The organism is Alloprevotella sp. oral taxon 473 str. F0040 (assembly GCF_000318095.2).
Taxonomy (GTDB): Bacteria; Bacteroidota; Bacteroidia; order Bacteroidales; family Bacteroidaceae; genus Alloprevotella.
The window spans coordinates 10011-25949 of sequence record NZ_KB290717.1 but is presented as its reverse complement, the minus strand read 5'-3'; the positions used below and the strand labels follow the sequence as shown (position 1 = coordinate 25949).

Sequence of the window (15939 nt, the reverse complement as noted above, 5' to 3'; positions counted from 1 at the left end):
CATGACCGACACACAGCACATCAAGATTCAAGACTACGCATACCCTCTCCCAGAAGAACGCATCGCCAAATATCCCTTGCCGCAACGCGATCAATCTAAGCTATTGCTACGCAGCTGCGATGGTACGATTGGAGAAGAAGTCTTTTCTCATCTTCCCGAATACTTGCCCAAGGGTGCACTTATGGTGTTCAATAACACCAAAGTGATACAAGCGCGCTTGCACTTCCACAAAAGCACGGGCGCACTCATCGAAATTTTCTGTCTAGAACCATTCTCCCCACTGGACTACCAGCTATCCTTCGCAGCTAAAGGCGAAGTAAGTTGGGTTTGTTTGGTCGGAAATCTCAAAAAGTGGAAAGAAGGGACCTTGCAACGCGAAGTTGCTGTGCAAAATCGTATTGTAACCCTCACTGCTGAGCGTGTAGGCGAACAAGGAACAGGCTTTGAGGTTCGTTTCTCTTGGGATGATACCTCCATTTCATGGGCTGAAATTCTAGAAAGCATCGGTGAATTGCCCATTCCTCCCTATTTGAATCGCGACACAGAAGAGAGCGACCTCAATGCTTACCAAACTGTCTACTCGCGCATCAAGGGGTCTGTGGCTGCCCCCACTGCAGGTTTGCATTTTACCGAAGAAGTACTGCAAAATCTCGATGCGCGCGGCATCGAACGCAACGAGATTACCCTCCATGTAGGCGCAGGAACTTTCAAACCTGTGAAGAGCGAGGAAATCTCTGGTCACACCATGCACGCTGAATGGATAGCCGTGCCACGTACTTCCATCGAACGCCTCCTTGCTCACGGAGCACAGTGCATCGCAGTTGGCACCACCAGTGTTCGTACCCTCGAAAGCCTTTATTATATAGGCGTTCGCTTGCATCAAGCTCGTGCAGAGCAGCGCACACCATCGGAAGACGATCTGCACGTGCCCCAATGGTTACCCTATGAATATGCGGCCTCTACTCCCACCCCTTTGACGTCTGTAGAAGCCTTACAAGAGATTTTGCTCTATCTCGACGAGCATGGTTTGCAAACCCTCCACACCGCCACACAGATTATTATTGCTCCTGGCTACGAATACCATATTGTGCGCACTATTGTCACCAATTTCCACCAACCTCAGTCGACACTTCTTCTCCTCGTGAGCGCATTCGTCGACGGACGTTGGCAAGAAATCTACGACTACGCGCTCAATCACGACTTCCGCTTTCTTTCTTATGGCGATTCTTCCGTGCTCAACTATGATGCACTAAAAGATACAGAAGCATAAAAAGCCAAACTCCTCTCTGAAAAGGCATTATTAGACTGATAAAAAAAGAGTTGTCTTTAGACTAACTTGAATCACTCCCCATTCAAGTTCTAACCCTTAACAAACAAAGATCTAAAGTCTGATGTCTGATTTCATAACGTCTCGACCCGATGAACCAATATCCTAAGTGGCTTCTTGCCTTGAGTTTCCCCAATGTATTTATTCCTATTGGCACACTCATCTTCTTTTTATTCGGTGGTGTCACTCTTTTTGACACCCAAGATAGCACCATACTCGACATACTCCAATATATAGTGCTACAACTTTTCTGGGTTCTTCCATTAGCAAGTTTCTTTGCCACCCTTTTTCTTTGGGGCAACACCCACGAACGTGCAGCGATCATCACCACAATTGTAGGATTATTGATATCTCTCACTTCAGTGTTCTTACTCTGGTCGCAACGAAACGAAACCCAGATTACTAAACCAGTGGCACACATTACCACCATTTCGGTCATCTCTCACCCTGTCATCTATCGCATCACAACCAACGCTCTATGAAACCATATCTAGATTTGCTACAGCGCATCCTCGATGAAGGCAATACGAAAAGCGATCGCACAGGAACGGGCACCAAATCTGTATTTGGCCATCAGATGCGCTTTGACCTCTCTCAAGGTTTTCCTCTCCTTACCACTAAAAAACTCCATCTCAAAAGCATTATTCATGAGCTTTTGTGGTTTTTGCGTGGCGACACCAACGTAAAATACCTCCAAGAACATGGGGTGCGCATTTGGAACGAATGGGCAGATGCCGATGGAGAACTAGGCCCAATTTATGGTCACCAATGGCGTTCATGGCCAGACTATAGCGGAGGACACATCGACCAAATCCAACAAGTAATCGATCAAATCCGCAACACCCCCGATAGTCGCCGCATCATAGTCTCTGCCTGGAACGTAGCGGAAGTCAATAATATGGCACTACCTCCTTGCCACCTCCTTTTCCAGTTTTACGTAGCCGATGGAACACTCTCCCTTCAACTCTATCAACGCAGCGCAGACACCTTTTTGGGAGTTCCCTTCAACATAGCTTCTTACGCACTTCTCACCATGATGATGGCCCAAGTCTGTGACCTTCAACCAGGAGAGTTCATCCATACCACAGGCGACACTCATCTTTACCTCAATCATCTGGAACAAGCACAACTGCAACTCACCCGCACCCCTCGTGCACTTCCCAAGATGCGCATCAATCCTGAGGTGAAAGACCTCTTCTCTTTCAAGTTTGAAGACTTCCAACTCGAAGATTACGACCCATACCCTCACATTCCTGCCGCGGTTTCGGTATAGTCTGCCCAAGCTCTCCTATCAGTTGTTCATTGAGTCTCGCACATTTCATATGTTATTGGCTGTTTCGCTGCGTTGCAACGAACGGTAGTGAAAATAAAAGCCCTCTCTCTTGCATCACTCTTTATCAGCTGCTCCGAGCAAATATAAATACGAAACGAACAGCTCCGTTCCACTCACATTCCTCATATAGTCACATGTTTCTTTCCATCATCTGTGCCGTGGCCGAGAATGGCGCAATAGGGTATGAAAATCGCCTACTCTATCATCTCCGAGCCGATTTACAACGTTTTAAAGCTTTGACCACAGGCCACACCATCATCATGGGGCGCAGTACTTTCGCCTCTTTGCCCAAAGGAGCCCTGCCTAATCGTCGCAACATCGTGCTTTCCCGCAGCACCACTACGCCTTGGGCCAACACCGAAGTTTATGCTTCGCTCCAAGAAGCCCTTGCCACCTGTTCCGACGACGAAGAAGTCTTCATCATTGGTGGAGCTTCTGTATACGCTGAAGCCCTTCCAGTGGCCAATCGTTTATGCTTGACTCATATTCACGCGACTCCCGAGCTAGCAGATACCTTTTTCCCAACTTGGAATCCTCAAGAATGGCAACTCACTCATCAAGAACATCACGCAGCTGACGAACAAAATGAGGTAGCCTACACGTTTGCCGACTACGTAAGACGCTAATAAGCTTAGAGGAGCATTCGTTTGTTTCTTCCTGTACTATGCTAGAGGAAAATAACTGAACTACGAATAGCGACAATGAATATCTCTTCTCCGCCATTCTAATCAGCCTTTTCTTTTTCCACTTGTGCTGCAATGTTGCACCTCAGTTCGCAAATTCTCAGCACTAGTGGATTTTTTATGTCCATTTCTTTTAGCTTCTTCCACCACTCTCTCCTTTTTCTCGTAACTTTGTAGCAATCAATCAACACTTTTAACATGGTCAAACAATGCACCATCCTCTTCGGCTGCATGGCTCTAGGGGAATTGCTCGTAAAAATCACGGGCATCAGTCTTCCCGGCAGCATCATTGGTATGCTCCTATTGGCTGCTTTTCTTGAAATGGGGTGGATCAAACTCGAATGGGTCAAAGAGATTTCCGACTTTTTGCTGAGCAACCTCGGTTTCTTCTTCGTTCCACCAGGCGTAGCCCTCATGCTTAACTTTGACACCATAGCCAAAGATTTCTGGGCAATCGCCATTGCCACACTTGTAAGTACTGTTCTTGTGCTCCTCTCTACCGGATGGGCACACCAAATCGTTAGAAAATATGCAAAACGTGGCAAATAATGTTCTCGAAGCCTTGAGCAATCCCTTTGTGCTCATCGCCCTCACCTTCGTAGTTTTCTTCTGTGCCAAACTCATTCAGCGCAAGACAGGCTGGGTGCTCTTCAATCCCATCCTCATCACCATCGCAGTACTTATAGCCTTTCTCAAAATCACAGGCATACAATATGAAGTGTACCATGAAGCAGGTTCACAGATTGAATTCTGGTTGAAGCCAGCTATTGTGGCGCTTGGCGTACCACTTTATCAACAACTTAAGGTTATTCGCAAGCAACTCATTCCTATTCTCATCTCACAGACCGTAGGTTGTGTCATTGGCATCATCTCTGCTGTAGCCACAGCTCAGTGGTTGGGAGCCTCCAAAGAAGTCGTCATCTCGCTAGCTCCCAAGAGTGTCACCACCCCTATCGCCATGGAGGTATGTCGCACTGCAGGCGGCATACCTTCCCTCACGGCTGCCATCGTGGTTATCGTGGGTTTGTTTGGTGCAGTCACTGGTTTCCGCGTCCTACAAATTGGTCGTGTCAAGAGTCCCATTGCGCAAGGTCTGAGCATGGGTACCGCCTCTCACGCTGTCGGCACCTCACGTGCTATGGAAAACGGAGCTAAATATGGGGCTTTCGCTAGCCTTGGACTCATCGCCAATGGCGTGCTCACAGCCATTCTCACCCCTATTGTATTGCACATCATGGGAGTCATTTAGCCCCACAAGGTGGCCACCATTCCATTTCACCCACACTATCACTCGGCTCTCAGAGCAAATCTCCAAAGCCCTTGAGAGCCCAGAACAACACTGGGCCATTTCACCCTAAAACTCCTAGCATTCTTCATCGGAAGCTAGGAGTTTTTTAGTACCGTAAGAAAAAAGCCTCTCAGCAACAACCAATCTCTAACATTAAAATGAGCCCTATATCAACTATTCTTTTTATAGCTTAATACAGCCCAAAGACTCATCACGGAACTAATGCCCAATAAAGCCAACACCTGAGAAGCAATATCAGCCAAACTGCCACCGCGAATGAAAACTGTGCGAATAGCTTCAATGAAATAACTCAAAGGGTTAACATAAGTCGTCAGGTAAGCCCATGGAGGCATAGAGCGTGTAGGGGTAAACAAACCACTGAGCAACATGAGAATCATCACGAAAAACCACATCACAAAGACAGATTGTTGCATCGTATCGCTGTAGTTAGAGATAATCAAGCCCAACGAAGAAAAGAACAAAGAAAGGAGCAAAGACAACAAATAAATGAGCCATACAGAACCTTGTGGCACAATACCATAAAGACCCCATGATAACAGCAGACAAATAGTGATAATAAACAATGCTATGCCCCAATACGGAATGAGTTTGGCCAAGATAAACTCTCTTTTTTTCACAGGAGTAACATTAATCTGTTCCATCGTTCCCGCTTCTTTCTCACCTACAATATTAAGTGTAGGGAGATATCCAGTCATGAGCATGATGATGATGGCATAAAGCGCAGGAATCATGTAGAGTTTGAAGTTTTGATTCTTATTATACAATGGCAAAATAGACACCCTCTCCTGCAGAGCTCCTAGTGTCGGATAGGCATTCATCATCACCATCTGCGAAAGATAGGCGGTTCCCATAGCCCCTTTCACACCATTAACGGCATTAGCCGCAATAAGCACCTGAGGTTTATCCTGCCCTGAAGTTAGATTCTTACTGTAATCTTGGGGAATCACCACCACAACATCAGTTTCGTTTTGTTCTATCTTTTGCAATGCAATCTTATAAGAAGGCTTCATACTCTGAAAATCAAAGTAACGACTATGCTGAATATCAGCAACCAATCGCTGTGACTGCTGACTGCACTCCAAATCCACCACATCTACCTTCAAGTTTTTCACCTCCATATTCATCACCCAAGGCATGACACACATGATCATGATAGGAAACATCAGAATAAGGCGAGGCAAAAACGAGTTGCGACGTATCTGCAAAACTTCTTTCTGCAAAAGACTTTTGAGTGACATAGGGCTGTTATGTTAAGCGTTTTTTGAAAGTAGCTAGTGAAAGTATGAGCAGTAGAATGAGCATTGAGGTGAGAATCATGATTTCCGACAGCACCTGTTCTATGCCAGCCCCCATAATCAAGAGTTTTCGCATAGCAGATATATAGTACCGCGTGGGAATCACAGTCGAAATCCACTGCAATACCTGTGGCATAGACTCGAGTGGGAAAATCATACCTGAAAGCATGAGTATAGGCATCAGGAGCATCATTGCACAAATGATGAGAGCAACAAACTGAGTCTTCACTAAATTAGACACCAACAATCCCAAAGAAAGGGCTAACAATATGTAGATGCCCGAAACTAAAAAGATCCACCACAAAGAGCCAGCAATAGGTACTGCTAAAACAAAGGCAGAAAGCAAAAGAATTATCACTAATATAGATACAGAGACAACAAGATACGGCACTACTTTCGCAAGGATGATGAGTAGCGGTTTGGTGGGTGACACCAATAAGATTTCCATTGTCCCTTTCTCTTTTTCGCGAACTATCGAAATAGAAGTCATCATTGCACAAATGAGCATCAAGAGCATTCCCATGATGGCAGGCACAAAATTGTAGGCAGAACGCATTTGGGGGTTATAAATCAGCTTGATATTAACCAGTGACTGAGCTGGATTAAAGAGCACTTGTGTAGCATAATTCGTCCATTGTTGTGACTGATTGGGGTCGGAAGCATCTACGATAAACTGCACCTTCCCATGTTTCATAGTAAACTGAGGAGAGAAGACCACAGCCATATCCGCACGTTGTGCTCGAATCTCACGCTCCGCCTCAGCAGGAGTCGACACCTGCGCAGAAATCGTAAAGTATTCAGAGGCAGCCAGTCTATTCGTAGCTTGTCGAGTTGCATAATCCATACTTGATGCCACTATTATTGTACGAACATTTCGCACATCATTGGTCACTGCAAAGCCAAACAAAAGCATCAGCATAATAGGCATCCCAAAGAGCATGAGCATGGTGCGTTTGTCGCGAAAGATGTGTTTCGCTTCTTTGAGTACAAAACTAAAGAACTGTTTCATATCTGTTAGATGAATGATTAGAAAGAGAGACAAAGAACAACTTTACTTTCTCACATAATCCACTGAGACTTTAATCAGCACTACGCGTAGCTTGTCGCGCCAAATAGGTGAAAACATGATCTATGTCTGGTTGTTGAAATCTTGCCTTCAAGGCTTCAGGTGTATCCATTGCCTTGATTTTACCATCGACCATGATAGAAATACGATCACAATACTCTGCTTCATCCATGTAGTGGGTAGTCACAAAGACAGTGATGCCACGATCTGCTGCAGCATAAATGAGCTCCCAAAACTGGCGCCGCGTTGCAGGATCTACACCGCCCGTTGGTTCGTCAAGAAACACCACACTAGGATTATGGAAAATAGCCACAGAGAAAGCCAACCTCTGTTTCCATCCCAAGGGGAGTCGGGCAACAAGAGTATGCTTGTGGGCTGTAAAATCGAGTTGTGCCAGGAGTTCATTCATTTTTCTATCAATCTCTGGCTCACTCATCCCATAAATCCCAGCAAACAATCGGATATTCTCTGCCACAGTGAGTTCATTATACAAAGAGAACTTTTGGCTCATGTAGCCAATGTTGCGTTTGATTTGTTCATGTTCGGTGCGAATATCAAAACCAGCTACGTGTCCCGTGCCACTTGTAGGTTGGCTTAGTCCGGTGAGCATACGCATCACCGTTGTTTTTCCAGCACCATTCGCTCCTAGAAATCCGAATATCTCTCCTCGTTTCACTGCAAAACTGATGTCATCGACCGCATGAAAATGACCAAAGGCTTTGATCAGATGCTCTACTTCTATCACATAGTCTTTCATACCTTTCAGGGGAGATGGCTCAAGCTGAGGAGTAGTCAAATTTATGTTCGCCTCCTTCTCATGCTCGATAGGAGGAGGATTGAAGATTTCCGCAAAACGATTGAGGATAACGTCAGGAGAATCTATACCTTTCACTTCTCCCTTATCCAGAAAAGCCACACGCTCGCAGCACCGCACCTCATCCAAGTATGGAGTTGCTGCAACAATAGTAATGTTTCGCTCTTTGAGGGTAGCAAGCATCTCCCAAAATTCTTTGCGACTCACGGGATCAACTCCCGTCGTTGGTTCGTCTAGAAAAAGAATACTTGGAGAGTGAATCAGCGCACACGACAGAGCTAGCTTCTGTTTCATGCCTCCCGAAAGAGCACCAGCACGACGATTTTTGAAAGGCTCGATTTGTGAATAGATAGCTTTTATCGCATCATAACCTTCTTCCAACGTGGTGTCAAAGAGAGTAGCAAAGAAACGCAAGTTCTCCTCGATGGTCAGATCTTCATAGAGTGAGAATTTTCCCGGCATATACCCTACTCTCCGACGAATCTCCGACATTTGACTCACGGGGTCAAAACCCTCAACCCGAATATCGCCCGTGTCAGCCAAAAGCAGGGAGCAAAGCAAACGAAACAAAGTTGTTTTGCCAGCACCGTCTGGACCGATGAGTCCAAAAACCTCCCCTTTATTCACAGAAAACGAAACTTCCGAGAGGGCTTGCACCTTGCCATAACATTTACTTACACCCTTTACTTCTATTGCTTGTATCATAGCAATGATTTTCTTAGAATTTCACTTCTCCATACATCCCGATTTTTACCCGACCATCGTTTTTAATTGCGATTTTCACGGCATACACCAAGTCTGCTCGCTCATCGTCAGTGACAATCGTTTTGGGAGTAAACTCCGAACGAGAAGAAATCCAGGTGACCTTACCCCCATATTCTTGTTGTTTTCCACCACCATAGTCGGCATAGACCTTGACTTTCTGACCAAGCATCACAGACTTTAATTGGGCAGACGTCACATAAGCGCGGAGATATACGTGGTTCATCTGTGCCAATTTGAAAAGTGGTTTACCCACTCCTACAAATTCTCCAGCCTCAACAAATTTCTCCAGCACCACTCCACCTTTTGGGACTATAATAGTGGCATTCTGGATTTGGCGTTCTAGTTGTCGCTGCTGAGCTTCTACTCCTTTTATCTGAGCTTGCAGCCCCTTACTCTGCTCTGCAAAGGCAGCATTGTTGCTGCGCAACTGATCACTGGTGGCTGCCATCTGACGTTGCAAGAGCGAGATTTGATCATTGAGGTCATCCAATTGCTTACGGGGCACTGCTCCATCTCTCACTAGCTCAGCAAATCGTTGACGTTCACGCTGAGCATGGACAATCTGTTGCTGCAGCGTTGCTAACTGTTTGTTCAAATCTAGTTGACGACTTTCCGTAGCTGCGTTATTGGCATATATTTGTTGCTTAGCAGCTTCAAGTTCGCCTAGTTTTTGCACCAACTGATAGGTATCAATCTGTCCTGCCTGAGCACCAGCTTCTAAACTTTGTCCTTCGGTGATATCGAATTGTTGGACCTCGCCCGATACTTGTGCAGAAACGGTGATTTCTGTAGCTTCAAAAATGCCCGTAGCATCATAGGCTTTCTCACTATTATTGCAAGCCCCCAAAAAGAGCATGGGAAAGGCAAAGAAGAATATAATTTTCATTTTCATTTGACGTTGAGAACATTTAATAAATGTAGGAGCCATATATTGGGACTTGGCTATTCTTTATCAAGGCCAAGCATGATGTATTGCTGGTGCACCTGTTTGAGCCATTCAATTTCGTGGATGGTCTGTTGCACACGTGCGGCGGTTTCAGCATTGATGTCACGCAACAAATCACTGATTGCTATGATACCATGTGCCAATTTTGACTCTCCAGCTTTCCGCACCGCGGTGCGTAGTTGCAACAAGACGGCATCATTTTTCATAAGTTCTCGATATTTCCTCATGTTTTCCTCCGTTTCTATCTGCTGCATCTGATTGTTGAAGAGAAAAGTCTGACGATGATTCTCTATTATCTTCCGCTGTAGCTCAATCTTGGCTTTATCATTTTTGCGAGTATAGAAGGCACTGAGGTTCCAAGTGAGTTTTGCTCCCACCATAGCATTGAGACTCCAGCGATGGCGCATCATATCTTCAAACATATTGTAACCTGGATATCCATAAAAGCCCTGAGCTAAAAATCCGAACTTTGGGAGCAATGTACTCTTGAGAGCTTTTTCTTGCGCTTCCAGCACTTGCAGCTGCGACTCAAACACTCGCAGTTCAGGACGTTCCAATTGTGGTCGCTGGCTTAGGAGTTGAAAAGCTGGTTTTTTGGGATGTTGCACCTCAATACCACAAAAAACAGAGAGTAGCTGTTGCAAAGCTCGCTGATGAGACTGCAACGCGATGCCTTGCTGCACGGCAGTGAGCAGCTCCGCCTTCACGCTTTGCCAATCACTTTCTGCTGCTATTCCTCCCTTGACCATCACCTCCAACCGTTGTGCATTGGCAGAAAGAAGAGTTTGCAAATCCTTGTTGAGCTCTATTTGTTCGGAAAGTAGCAAGAGCGAAAAATACATTTCATGCACACGTTGTCGAAGGGCATAGAGATTAACCTCCATTTGCGCTGACTCCACCCTACCCTTAGATCGGGCTACTGCCTGCTGAGCTTGTAAGGCTCCACCATCATAGACCAACTGATATACATCTACCCCCATGCGATACTGAGTTTTTGAAAGCCCTTTGATGGGCACTCCCAACTGTTGCATCATTCCTTGCATTGTCTCTGGCCATGCTGCAACATCACTTTGATACGTGGCTTGTGCCGATGCTGAAATCTGCGGCAACCATCCTTTCGCAATATTAGCAACAGTGAGATTTGTTGTCTTCTCGATGAGCCCATATTGACAAATCTGCGGATAATGCTTTTCAGCAGCTTGCTGGCACTCTTCCAAGGTCTGAGCTTGCGCCATTCCCATAAAAAGAAAAACTGAAAGAGAAAGGAGTATATTCTTCATATCTGGCTGTTTCTGTTTGAATTACTACGACAAATGTAGAAATAAATGTAGCAGCCTTTACTATAAAAATAGGACAAGAAATTCATGATTTGTATGATTTTCTCTATTTTCTCACTAAAGTGATGATAGAATCCCCTATCTTTGTAATAGCATCGTACAAATAATGAATCTTATGTCTGAGAAAAAAACTATTAATTATGTGTCAGTCGAGAATATGTCTCTCAATGATTTAGTATGTGGTGATGCTCACTTTTTTCACAATCAGCACTTAAGTATTATCATCAATGGGAGACCTCGCAATTCGACCTTCTTACGCAAAGAAACCATCTATCATGTAGCAGAAGCTCACCTTCTTCTTTTTTTAGAAGGATGGTCAGTTGTCAATTTAGATCTTGAGAATCAACGCTTTCAACAAGGCGACGTACTATTACTACCCGCCGACAGCATCGTGGAATTAAAAGATTATAGTAATGACTTAAGAGTGATAGTCTTTGTGATTCGTGAAGAATTGCGCATCGACGAAAATATAGTGCTCTCAGCCTGTCCCGAAGATTTTCAGCATCTGCTCAAGATGGCATTTCTCACTTGGGATTTAGCTCAGCACACTCCTTTTCGCAAAGAAGTAGTACTCCCTATTGTACAAGCTATGGTAGCCAATATTCAATGTCTGCATAAAGATAAAAATGCTACCTCAGTCACTAATATGGCTGTTCGACAACAACAACTTTTCCAAAACTTTAAACGCTTAGTACACCAACACTGTGAAGTACAACGCAATATTCCTTTCTATGCAGAAAAACTCCACATCACGCCTCATTATCTCTCTGCAGTCATCAAAGAAATCAGCGGACAAAGCGTGATGTTTTGGCTCAATCGAGCCGTTATTCTACGGGCTAAAGTACTTCTCAACACAAAAGGAATGATGATTTATGAAATCGCCGACAGACTTAACTTCTCTAGTCCCTCGGCTTTCCACAACTTTTTCAAACGCATCACAGGGCTAACTCCTAAGGAATACCAAACGAAGATGGAATAAAATGCCGATTATAGTGACCAACTATGCTCGAAACTTTCCTGTTCTAGCCAAACTGTGAAAACATTTACGATAATACAAAGTACAATGAGTTAAAAGAGTAATTCTTTAATCGTTAGAGTTTTCGCTCAACTAGAAATAAAGTTTGCGACATTTTGAGTCTTTTCTCTGTTTTGTTAGACTTAACTTAGCTTCATTAGGGATTTCATGCTCATTATCTCGGAGTTTTCTCAAGTAACGTGGGAGATTTTTCAAAACAACTAGGAGATAATCACCTGATAGATTGGAGAATTCTCGCCTATTCTCTTAAAATAATGGCTATAAAAGCCACTTTTGTAACGAAATTCTCTACACATCTTCTATATCTAGTGCTCTAAGAAGGGGGATATTTACCATTAGTCCTCAAGCTCACTTCTTTTGCGTGTTAATTAGCGGAGATAAATATGTAAAGTTTTCCTAACACTGAATTCGATTTCAAGAATATTTACTCCCCATTACATTGCCACTTGCTTTTTTCCATCCCACGATAGAACTGAAATAAAAGACTTCCCTCATGTCATGAGCAACACGACATGAGGGAAGTAAGAAAAAGGCCTGCAAGGGCTTCATGATAGAGAGAAGCCTTAAAATAAGACCTATTCTATTACCAACTAAAAATTTATTTATTGCAATGTGAGAAGAAGTCGATAGCTTCCAACTGACGACGAAGTTCTTGCTCTTCTTCTTCAGTGACACTCATGAAGGGCACGCGGTTAGGACCGAGGTCAAGACCAATGAGCTTCATGATGCGCTTGCCACCCACGATGTTGCCGCGGAAATTGCAGATGACATCAATGACGTCTTGTGCGAAGTCTTGGAGCTGACGCGCCTTTTCGAGATCGCCTTTCTCCCATGCTTCGATAATGCCGGTGAGGCAACGACCATTGTAGTTGGTGGTGCCACCAATGCCACCTTGTGCACCGCCCATGGCCAGACAAGGGAGGATGGTTTCGTCTTGCCCATGCAGCATATCGAATTTACCATTCTGATAGCGACGGCAACGATTGTATTCGTAGAGACTCTCAAAGGTGTACTTGATACCTGCGAAGTTGGGGATGCGACCATCTACGGCTTTCAAGAAATCATACATAGAGAGGAAAGCTCCATTGAAGGCAGGGATGTGATAATAGTAGAAAGGAAGTTCGGGAGCGGCTGAAGCAATCTCCTCGCAATAGCGACAGAGTTGTTCGATGCTACCGATTTTTGGGAAAGGAGTGGCCATGGCACCAATGCCCCATGCCCCAATCTTCTGAGCATGCTCTGCCAAACGACGACTGCTCATCACAGAGGTGCTACCCACATGCACGATGACTTTGAAATCTTCAGGCACTGCTGCCATCCAAGCCTCGGCAAGTTGCATGCGCTCTTCTTCTGTGAGCATGTAGCCTTCGCCAGAAGATCCGTTGATGAACACGCCTTTTAGTCCATTGCGGGCAAGAAGGGCAGCATATTCGGGGATAGGCGCGAGGTTGAGACTACCGTCTTCGTGAAACGGTGTGAAGGGAGCATCGATGAGTCCTTTAATTTTTTCCATGATGATAAGGAAGAATTAGTGGTATATTATACAGCAAAGTTAGCACTATATTTCGGGATTGTGGAGAGATTGCCGTAAAAAATAGTAGACTGAAGCCCGGTTTTCACCTTTTTACAAGATGTCCAGCCACAAAAAACCGCAAGCCCTAAGCAGAACTTGCGGTGGAGAAGGGAGAATAGTGCCTTGGTATCCCTAAGACTATGGTGTGAGCTTAGCGTTCTTTCGATGTCGAAGGGCACTGGCTACGAATTGCGCCAAGCGTGAAAATCGCTTTTTGTGCCATTGTAGACATTGATATCTACATCGCCATGGATGCCGCGCACATGCCCATCGGGAGAAAGCTGCCAAAAGGTGAGCTTGACGTAGGGTTTGAACTCACCATAGCGCGCTATCCAGACCTCATATTTGCGCAGGGCTTCAGGAGCATGAACAAGATGCTGATTTACAAACTGCTGACTCACATAGAGGATGGGACGACGATGGGAATATTGTTCAACGTGACGCAACCAAATGAGCATTTCTTTAAAGAGGACTTCACGACCTCCCATTTTGGAAATTTGGGCATTCGAGGGTTCGACATCAAGCATTGGCGCCAAGGTGGCAAGCGGCAAACGGACATGCTTGACAAAGTGACGGGCTTGAGCTAATCCTGAACTGAGATGTGTGAAGAAATGATAGGGAGCAACGGGAATGCCCTGCGCACGCGCGCCACGAAGATCAGAAAGGTAGTACTTATTGAGCAAGCTTTTCCCTTCGGTGGCCTTAATGAAGACGAAGCTCACAGGATAATCCACTGCTCCCGACACTTTTTTCTTGGAGATACTGCCAAGATGAGTGATGCGCAGTCGATTCCAATGGATGAGATATCGCTTACGGCCTTTCTCATGTTGGTGGCGCGACACATCGATGCCGTAGACTCGCGTGGGGGTGTAGACCATGCGCTCTCCACGATAGCGATTTTCGTTCCACTCTCCACTCTTTACGATGTGATGATCTACAGCAAATCCCTGTCCATGTCGCTGATATTGGGCATTGAAAAAGCCTTCATAGTAGGTGCCATCGGAAGAAAGTTGCGTGCCGCTCCATGTTTTGGGCACACTGCTCACGAGCTGCAAGCGATAATGAACACCGAGACTGTCTGTGAACTCTAGATGTGTGGTGTCAGGTAGCGGACGGAGATAGGCATACAGGCTTTTTCCATCGATGCCTTGCTGCGGCACGTTTGCAATGGGGGCAAGGGTTAGCAAGCCTAAGCGTGGCGTTTTATCGGTATTTTTGAAAAAACTGTTCCCAGCGTCTTCAGTGCGCTGATACACTTGACCATTAACGCTATATTGCATACGACGATAGGCGCGCAACTTCTTTGGGTGCTTTCCAGAATCTGTTTGAACTTCCGCAAGATAACGATTTAGCTTTTGATAAGCTCTCATCTGGTCTTGGTGTTCTTGGAGAAGCTGTTCGCGATAACACATCACTTCGTTGTAACCTTCGTCGATGACACTATGAGTTTTAGCGTAATACGCCAGTTCTTTGAGGTGTTGCTCATTCGATTCCACACACTTTTCTTCTGCCTTGGCATAAGATAAGAGCATTTTATGCAACTTTTCTCCAGATAGCACCTTGTTGCGTACTACGAACGTGGCTTGCACGAGATTTTCTCTCGAAACTCTCCGTCCTATCACAGTGCGCAACTGCTCTACCCTAGTTCTCTTATCACTGATTAAACGGACACTATCGGGTAAAACATCGTCAAAAAAGAGGGTGTCTTTCGCCCCTATAGGGAGTGCATACACACTGCGTGCGCTGACGTTCACCAAGGCATTGACACCATCTTGGGTGTGACGAAAATAAAGTCCAAGCACAACAAATTGTGCTAGGACTAAAATGGATATAAATGTGCGAATAAGGTATTTCTTCATTCGAGTGGTCTAATGAATGGGGGCTCTCCTTAGATTCTCTACAGTCTAAAAAGGAGGAAGGATGATTCTTAAAAGCCAGAAAAACGTCAGTTTGAATAATCTGATTCTCCTAAGGCGAACTCATTCCTTTCTGACTTACGCTCTTCATACAGAGCAATTCTAATTGCGCATTCGAACTATATTCTATTCGTATGCGACTTGTTGATGCTCTTACGATGGTGGTACCTAAACTCTCTTGCTCATTTTTCCCTACTCATTTCTAGTCTAAACTCAAGAAGTAGAGGTAGGTACAAAGAAAAAGTTGCCCCAACGTCTGTTTTGATGGTGCAAAGTTACAGAAATCTCACCATGATACAAAAGTCTATCTCAGGTTTATTGAATCATTTCTATTTAAGAGTTCTTCTAATATTTGATGCAACTAGACTCATACCAAAGATAAAAATAGATTTCTGTCCGAATAAACGGAGACTGATATTACTATCGTGCCCACTGCAATTAATTAGCATTGATTCACGCAGCCCAAGCGGGCTGCGATCTTTACCAAACTTCAAAATGGTGATCAAGATGTGTTTCAATTCACGCAGCCCAAGCGGGCT

Annotated in this window: 15 protein-coding genes; 7 read left to right on the top strand and 8 right to left on the bottom strand. The window is 44.9% G+C overall.

The window, feature by feature from the left end:
* Position 1: 1 nt before the first annotated feature.
* The 6 genes from HMPREF9999_RS05705 to HMPREF9999_RS05680 all read left to right on the top strand — a co-directional run bounded on the left by HMPREF9999_RS05705 (position 2) and on the right by HMPREF9999_RS05680 (position 4592).
* Positions 2 to 1270 (top strand): S-adenosylmethionine:tRNA ribosyltransferase-isomerase, encoded by a 1269-nt coding sequence (locus HMPREF9999_RS05705; protein ID WP_009437543.1) that lies wholly within the window; start codon positions 2 to 4, stop codon positions 1268 to 1270.
* A gap of 149 nt (positions 1271 to 1419) precedes the next feature.
* Positions 1420 to 1809, top strand: a complete 390-nt coding sequence (locus HMPREF9999_RS05700; protein WP_009437542.1) for a hypothetical protein — start codon at positions 1420 to 1422, stop codon at positions 1807 to 1809.
* On the top strand, positions 1806 to 2600 hold the full coding sequence (locus tag HMPREF9999_RS05695) for a thymidylate synthase (RefSeq protein ID WP_009437541.1): 795 nt from the start codon (positions 1806 to 1808) through the stop codon (positions 2598 to 2600). The genes HMPREF9999_RS05700 and HMPREF9999_RS05695 overlap by 4 nt, the downstream gene beginning before the upstream one ends.
* Positions 2601 to 2794: 194 nt before the next feature.
* Positions 2795 to 3286: a dihydrofolate reductase gene (locus HMPREF9999_RS05690; RefSeq protein ID WP_009437540.1), complete on the top strand. Its 492-nt coding sequence runs from the start codon at positions 2795 to 2797 to the stop codon at positions 3284 to 3286.
* A gap of 255 nt (positions 3287 to 3541) precedes the next feature.
* A complete protein-coding gene (locus HMPREF9999_RS05685) occupies positions 3542 to 3892 on the top strand; it encodes a CidA/LrgA family protein (RefSeq protein ID WP_044063223.1) in 351 nt (116 codons plus the stop codon).
* The gene (locus HMPREF9999_RS05680; protein ID WP_009437537.1) at positions 3873 to 4592 is read left to right on the top strand and encodes an LrgB family protein; all 720 of its coding nucleotides are present in this window, start codon (positions 3873 to 3875) and stop codon (positions 4590 to 4592) included. The genes HMPREF9999_RS05685 and HMPREF9999_RS05680 overlap by 20 nt, the downstream gene beginning before the upstream one ends.
* A 209-nt stretch (positions 4593 to 4801) precedes the next feature.
* On the opposite strand, the gene HMPREF9999_RS05675 is transcribed toward HMPREF9999_RS05680, so the two are convergent.
* From HMPREF9999_RS05675 to HMPREF9999_RS05655, 5 genes are all read right to left on the bottom strand, one after another.
* Positions 4802 to 5890 (bottom strand): ABC transporter permease, encoded by a 1089-nt coding sequence (locus tag HMPREF9999_RS05675; protein ID WP_009437536.1) that lies wholly within the window; start codon positions 5888 to 5890, stop codon positions 4802 to 4804.
* A gap of 7 nt (positions 5891 to 5897) precedes the next feature.
* Positions 5898 to 6956, bottom strand: a complete 1059-nt coding sequence (locus tag HMPREF9999_RS05670) for an ABC transporter permease (RefSeq protein WP_009437535.1) — start codon at positions 6954 to 6956, stop codon at positions 5898 to 5900.
* A gap of 70 nt (positions 6957 to 7026) precedes the next feature.
* Positions 7027 to 8532, bottom strand: coding sequence for an ATP-binding cassette domain-containing protein (locus tag HMPREF9999_RS05665; RefSeq protein ID WP_009437534.1), 1506 nt, complete (start codon positions 8530 to 8532; stop codon positions 7027 to 7029).
* Positions 8533 to 8545: 13 nt separating this feature from the next.
* The gene (locus HMPREF9999_RS05660) at positions 8546 to 9478 is read right to left on the bottom strand and encodes an HlyD family secretion protein (RefSeq protein ID WP_044063290.1); all 933 of its coding nucleotides are present in this window, start codon (positions 9476 to 9478) and stop codon (positions 8546 to 8548) included.
* A gap of 56 nt (positions 9479 to 9534) precedes the next feature.
* Positions 9535 to 10818 (bottom strand): TolC family protein, encoded by a 1284-nt coding sequence (locus tag HMPREF9999_RS05655; protein ID WP_009437532.1) that lies wholly within the window; start codon positions 10816 to 10818, stop codon positions 9535 to 9537.
* Between the two features lie 172 nt (positions 10819 to 10990).
* On the opposite strand from HMPREF9999_RS05655, the gene HMPREF9999_RS05650 reads away from it, so the two are divergent.
* Entirely contained in the window at positions 10991 to 11854 is an 864-nt protein-coding gene (locus HMPREF9999_RS05650) for an AraC family transcriptional regulator (RefSeq protein WP_044063222.1), read from the top strand.
* Between the two features lie 655 nt (positions 11855 to 12509).
* On the opposite strand, the gene HMPREF9999_RS05645 is transcribed toward HMPREF9999_RS05650, so the two are convergent.
* From HMPREF9999_RS05645 to HMPREF9999_RS10750, 3 genes are all read right to left on the bottom strand, one after another.
* Positions 12510 to 13424, bottom strand: coding sequence for a dihydrodipicolinate synthase family protein (locus HMPREF9999_RS05645; protein ID WP_009437528.1), 915 nt, complete (start codon positions 13422 to 13424; stop codon positions 12510 to 12512).
* A 242-nt stretch (positions 13425 to 13666) separates the two neighbouring features.
* Entirely contained in the window at positions 13667 to 15343 is a 1677-nt protein-coding gene (locus HMPREF9999_RS05640; RefSeq protein WP_009437527.1) for a glycoside hydrolase family 25 protein, read from the bottom strand.
* A 386-nt stretch (positions 15344 to 15729) separates the two neighbouring features.
* The coding region (locus tag HMPREF9999_RS10750) for a hypothetical protein (RefSeq protein WP_009437526.1) at positions 15730 to 15939 on the bottom strand (210 nt) is incomplete at its 5' end.

What these genes read in the sequence shown, in the direction of transcription:
- HMPREF9999_RS05700 (WP_009437542.1), top strand. Translation starts at nt 1,420, where the DNA reads ATGAACCAATATCCTAAGTGGCTTCTTGCCTTGAGTTTCCCCAATGTA.
- HMPREF9999_RS05680 (WP_009437537.1), top strand. Translation starts at nt 3,873, where the DNA reads ATGCAAAACGTGGCAAATAATGTTCTCGAAGCCTTGAGCAATCCCTTT.
- HMPREF9999_RS05670 (WP_009437535.1), bottom strand. Translation starts at nt 6,956, where the DNA reads ATGAAACAGTTCTTTAGTTTTGTACTCAAAGAAGCGAAACACATCTTT.
- HMPREF9999_RS05690 (WP_009437540.1), top strand. Translation starts at nt 2,795, where the DNA reads ATGTTTCTTTCCATCATCTGTGCCGTGGCCGAGAATGGCGCAATAGGG.
- HMPREF9999_RS05645 (WP_009437528.1), bottom strand. Translation starts at nt 13,424, where the DNA reads ATGGAAAAAATTAAAGGACTCATCGATGCTCCCTTCACACCGTTTCAC.
- HMPREF9999_RS05655 (WP_009437532.1), bottom strand. Translation starts at nt 10,818, where the DNA reads ATGAAGAATATACTCCTTTCTCTTTCAGTTTTTCTTTTTATGGGAATG.
- HMPREF9999_RS05705 (WP_009437543.1), top strand. Translation starts at nt 2, where the DNA reads ATGACCGACACACAGCACATCAAGATTCAAGACTACGCATACCCTCTC.
- HMPREF9999_RS05640 (WP_009437527.1), bottom strand. Translation starts at nt 15,343, where the DNA reads ATGAAGAAATACCTTATTCGCACATTTATATCCATTTTAGTCCTAGCA.
- HMPREF9999_RS05665 (WP_009437534.1), bottom strand. Translation starts at nt 8,532, where the DNA reads ATGATACAAGCAATAGAAGTAAAGGGTGTAAGTAAATGTTATGGCAAG.
- HMPREF9999_RS05650 (WP_044063222.1), top strand. Translation starts at nt 10,991, where the DNA reads ATGTCTGAGAAAAAAACTATTAATTATGTGTCAGTCGAGAATATGTCT.
- HMPREF9999_RS05695 (WP_009437541.1), top strand. Translation starts at nt 1,806, where the DNA reads ATGAAACCATATCTAGATTTGCTACAGCGCATCCTCGATGAAGGCAAT.
- HMPREF9999_RS05675 (WP_009437536.1), bottom strand. Translation starts at nt 5,890, where the DNA reads ATGTCACTCAAAAGTCTTTTGCAGAAAGAAGTTTTGCAGATACGTCGC.
- HMPREF9999_RS05685 (WP_044063223.1), top strand. Translation starts at nt 3,542, where the DNA reads ATGGTCAAACAATGCACCATCCTCTTCGGCTGCATGGCTCTAGGGGAA.
- HMPREF9999_RS05660 (WP_044063290.1), bottom strand. Translation starts at nt 9,478, where the DNA reads ATGAAAATTATATTCTTCTTTGCCTTTCCCATGCTCTTTTTGGGGGCT.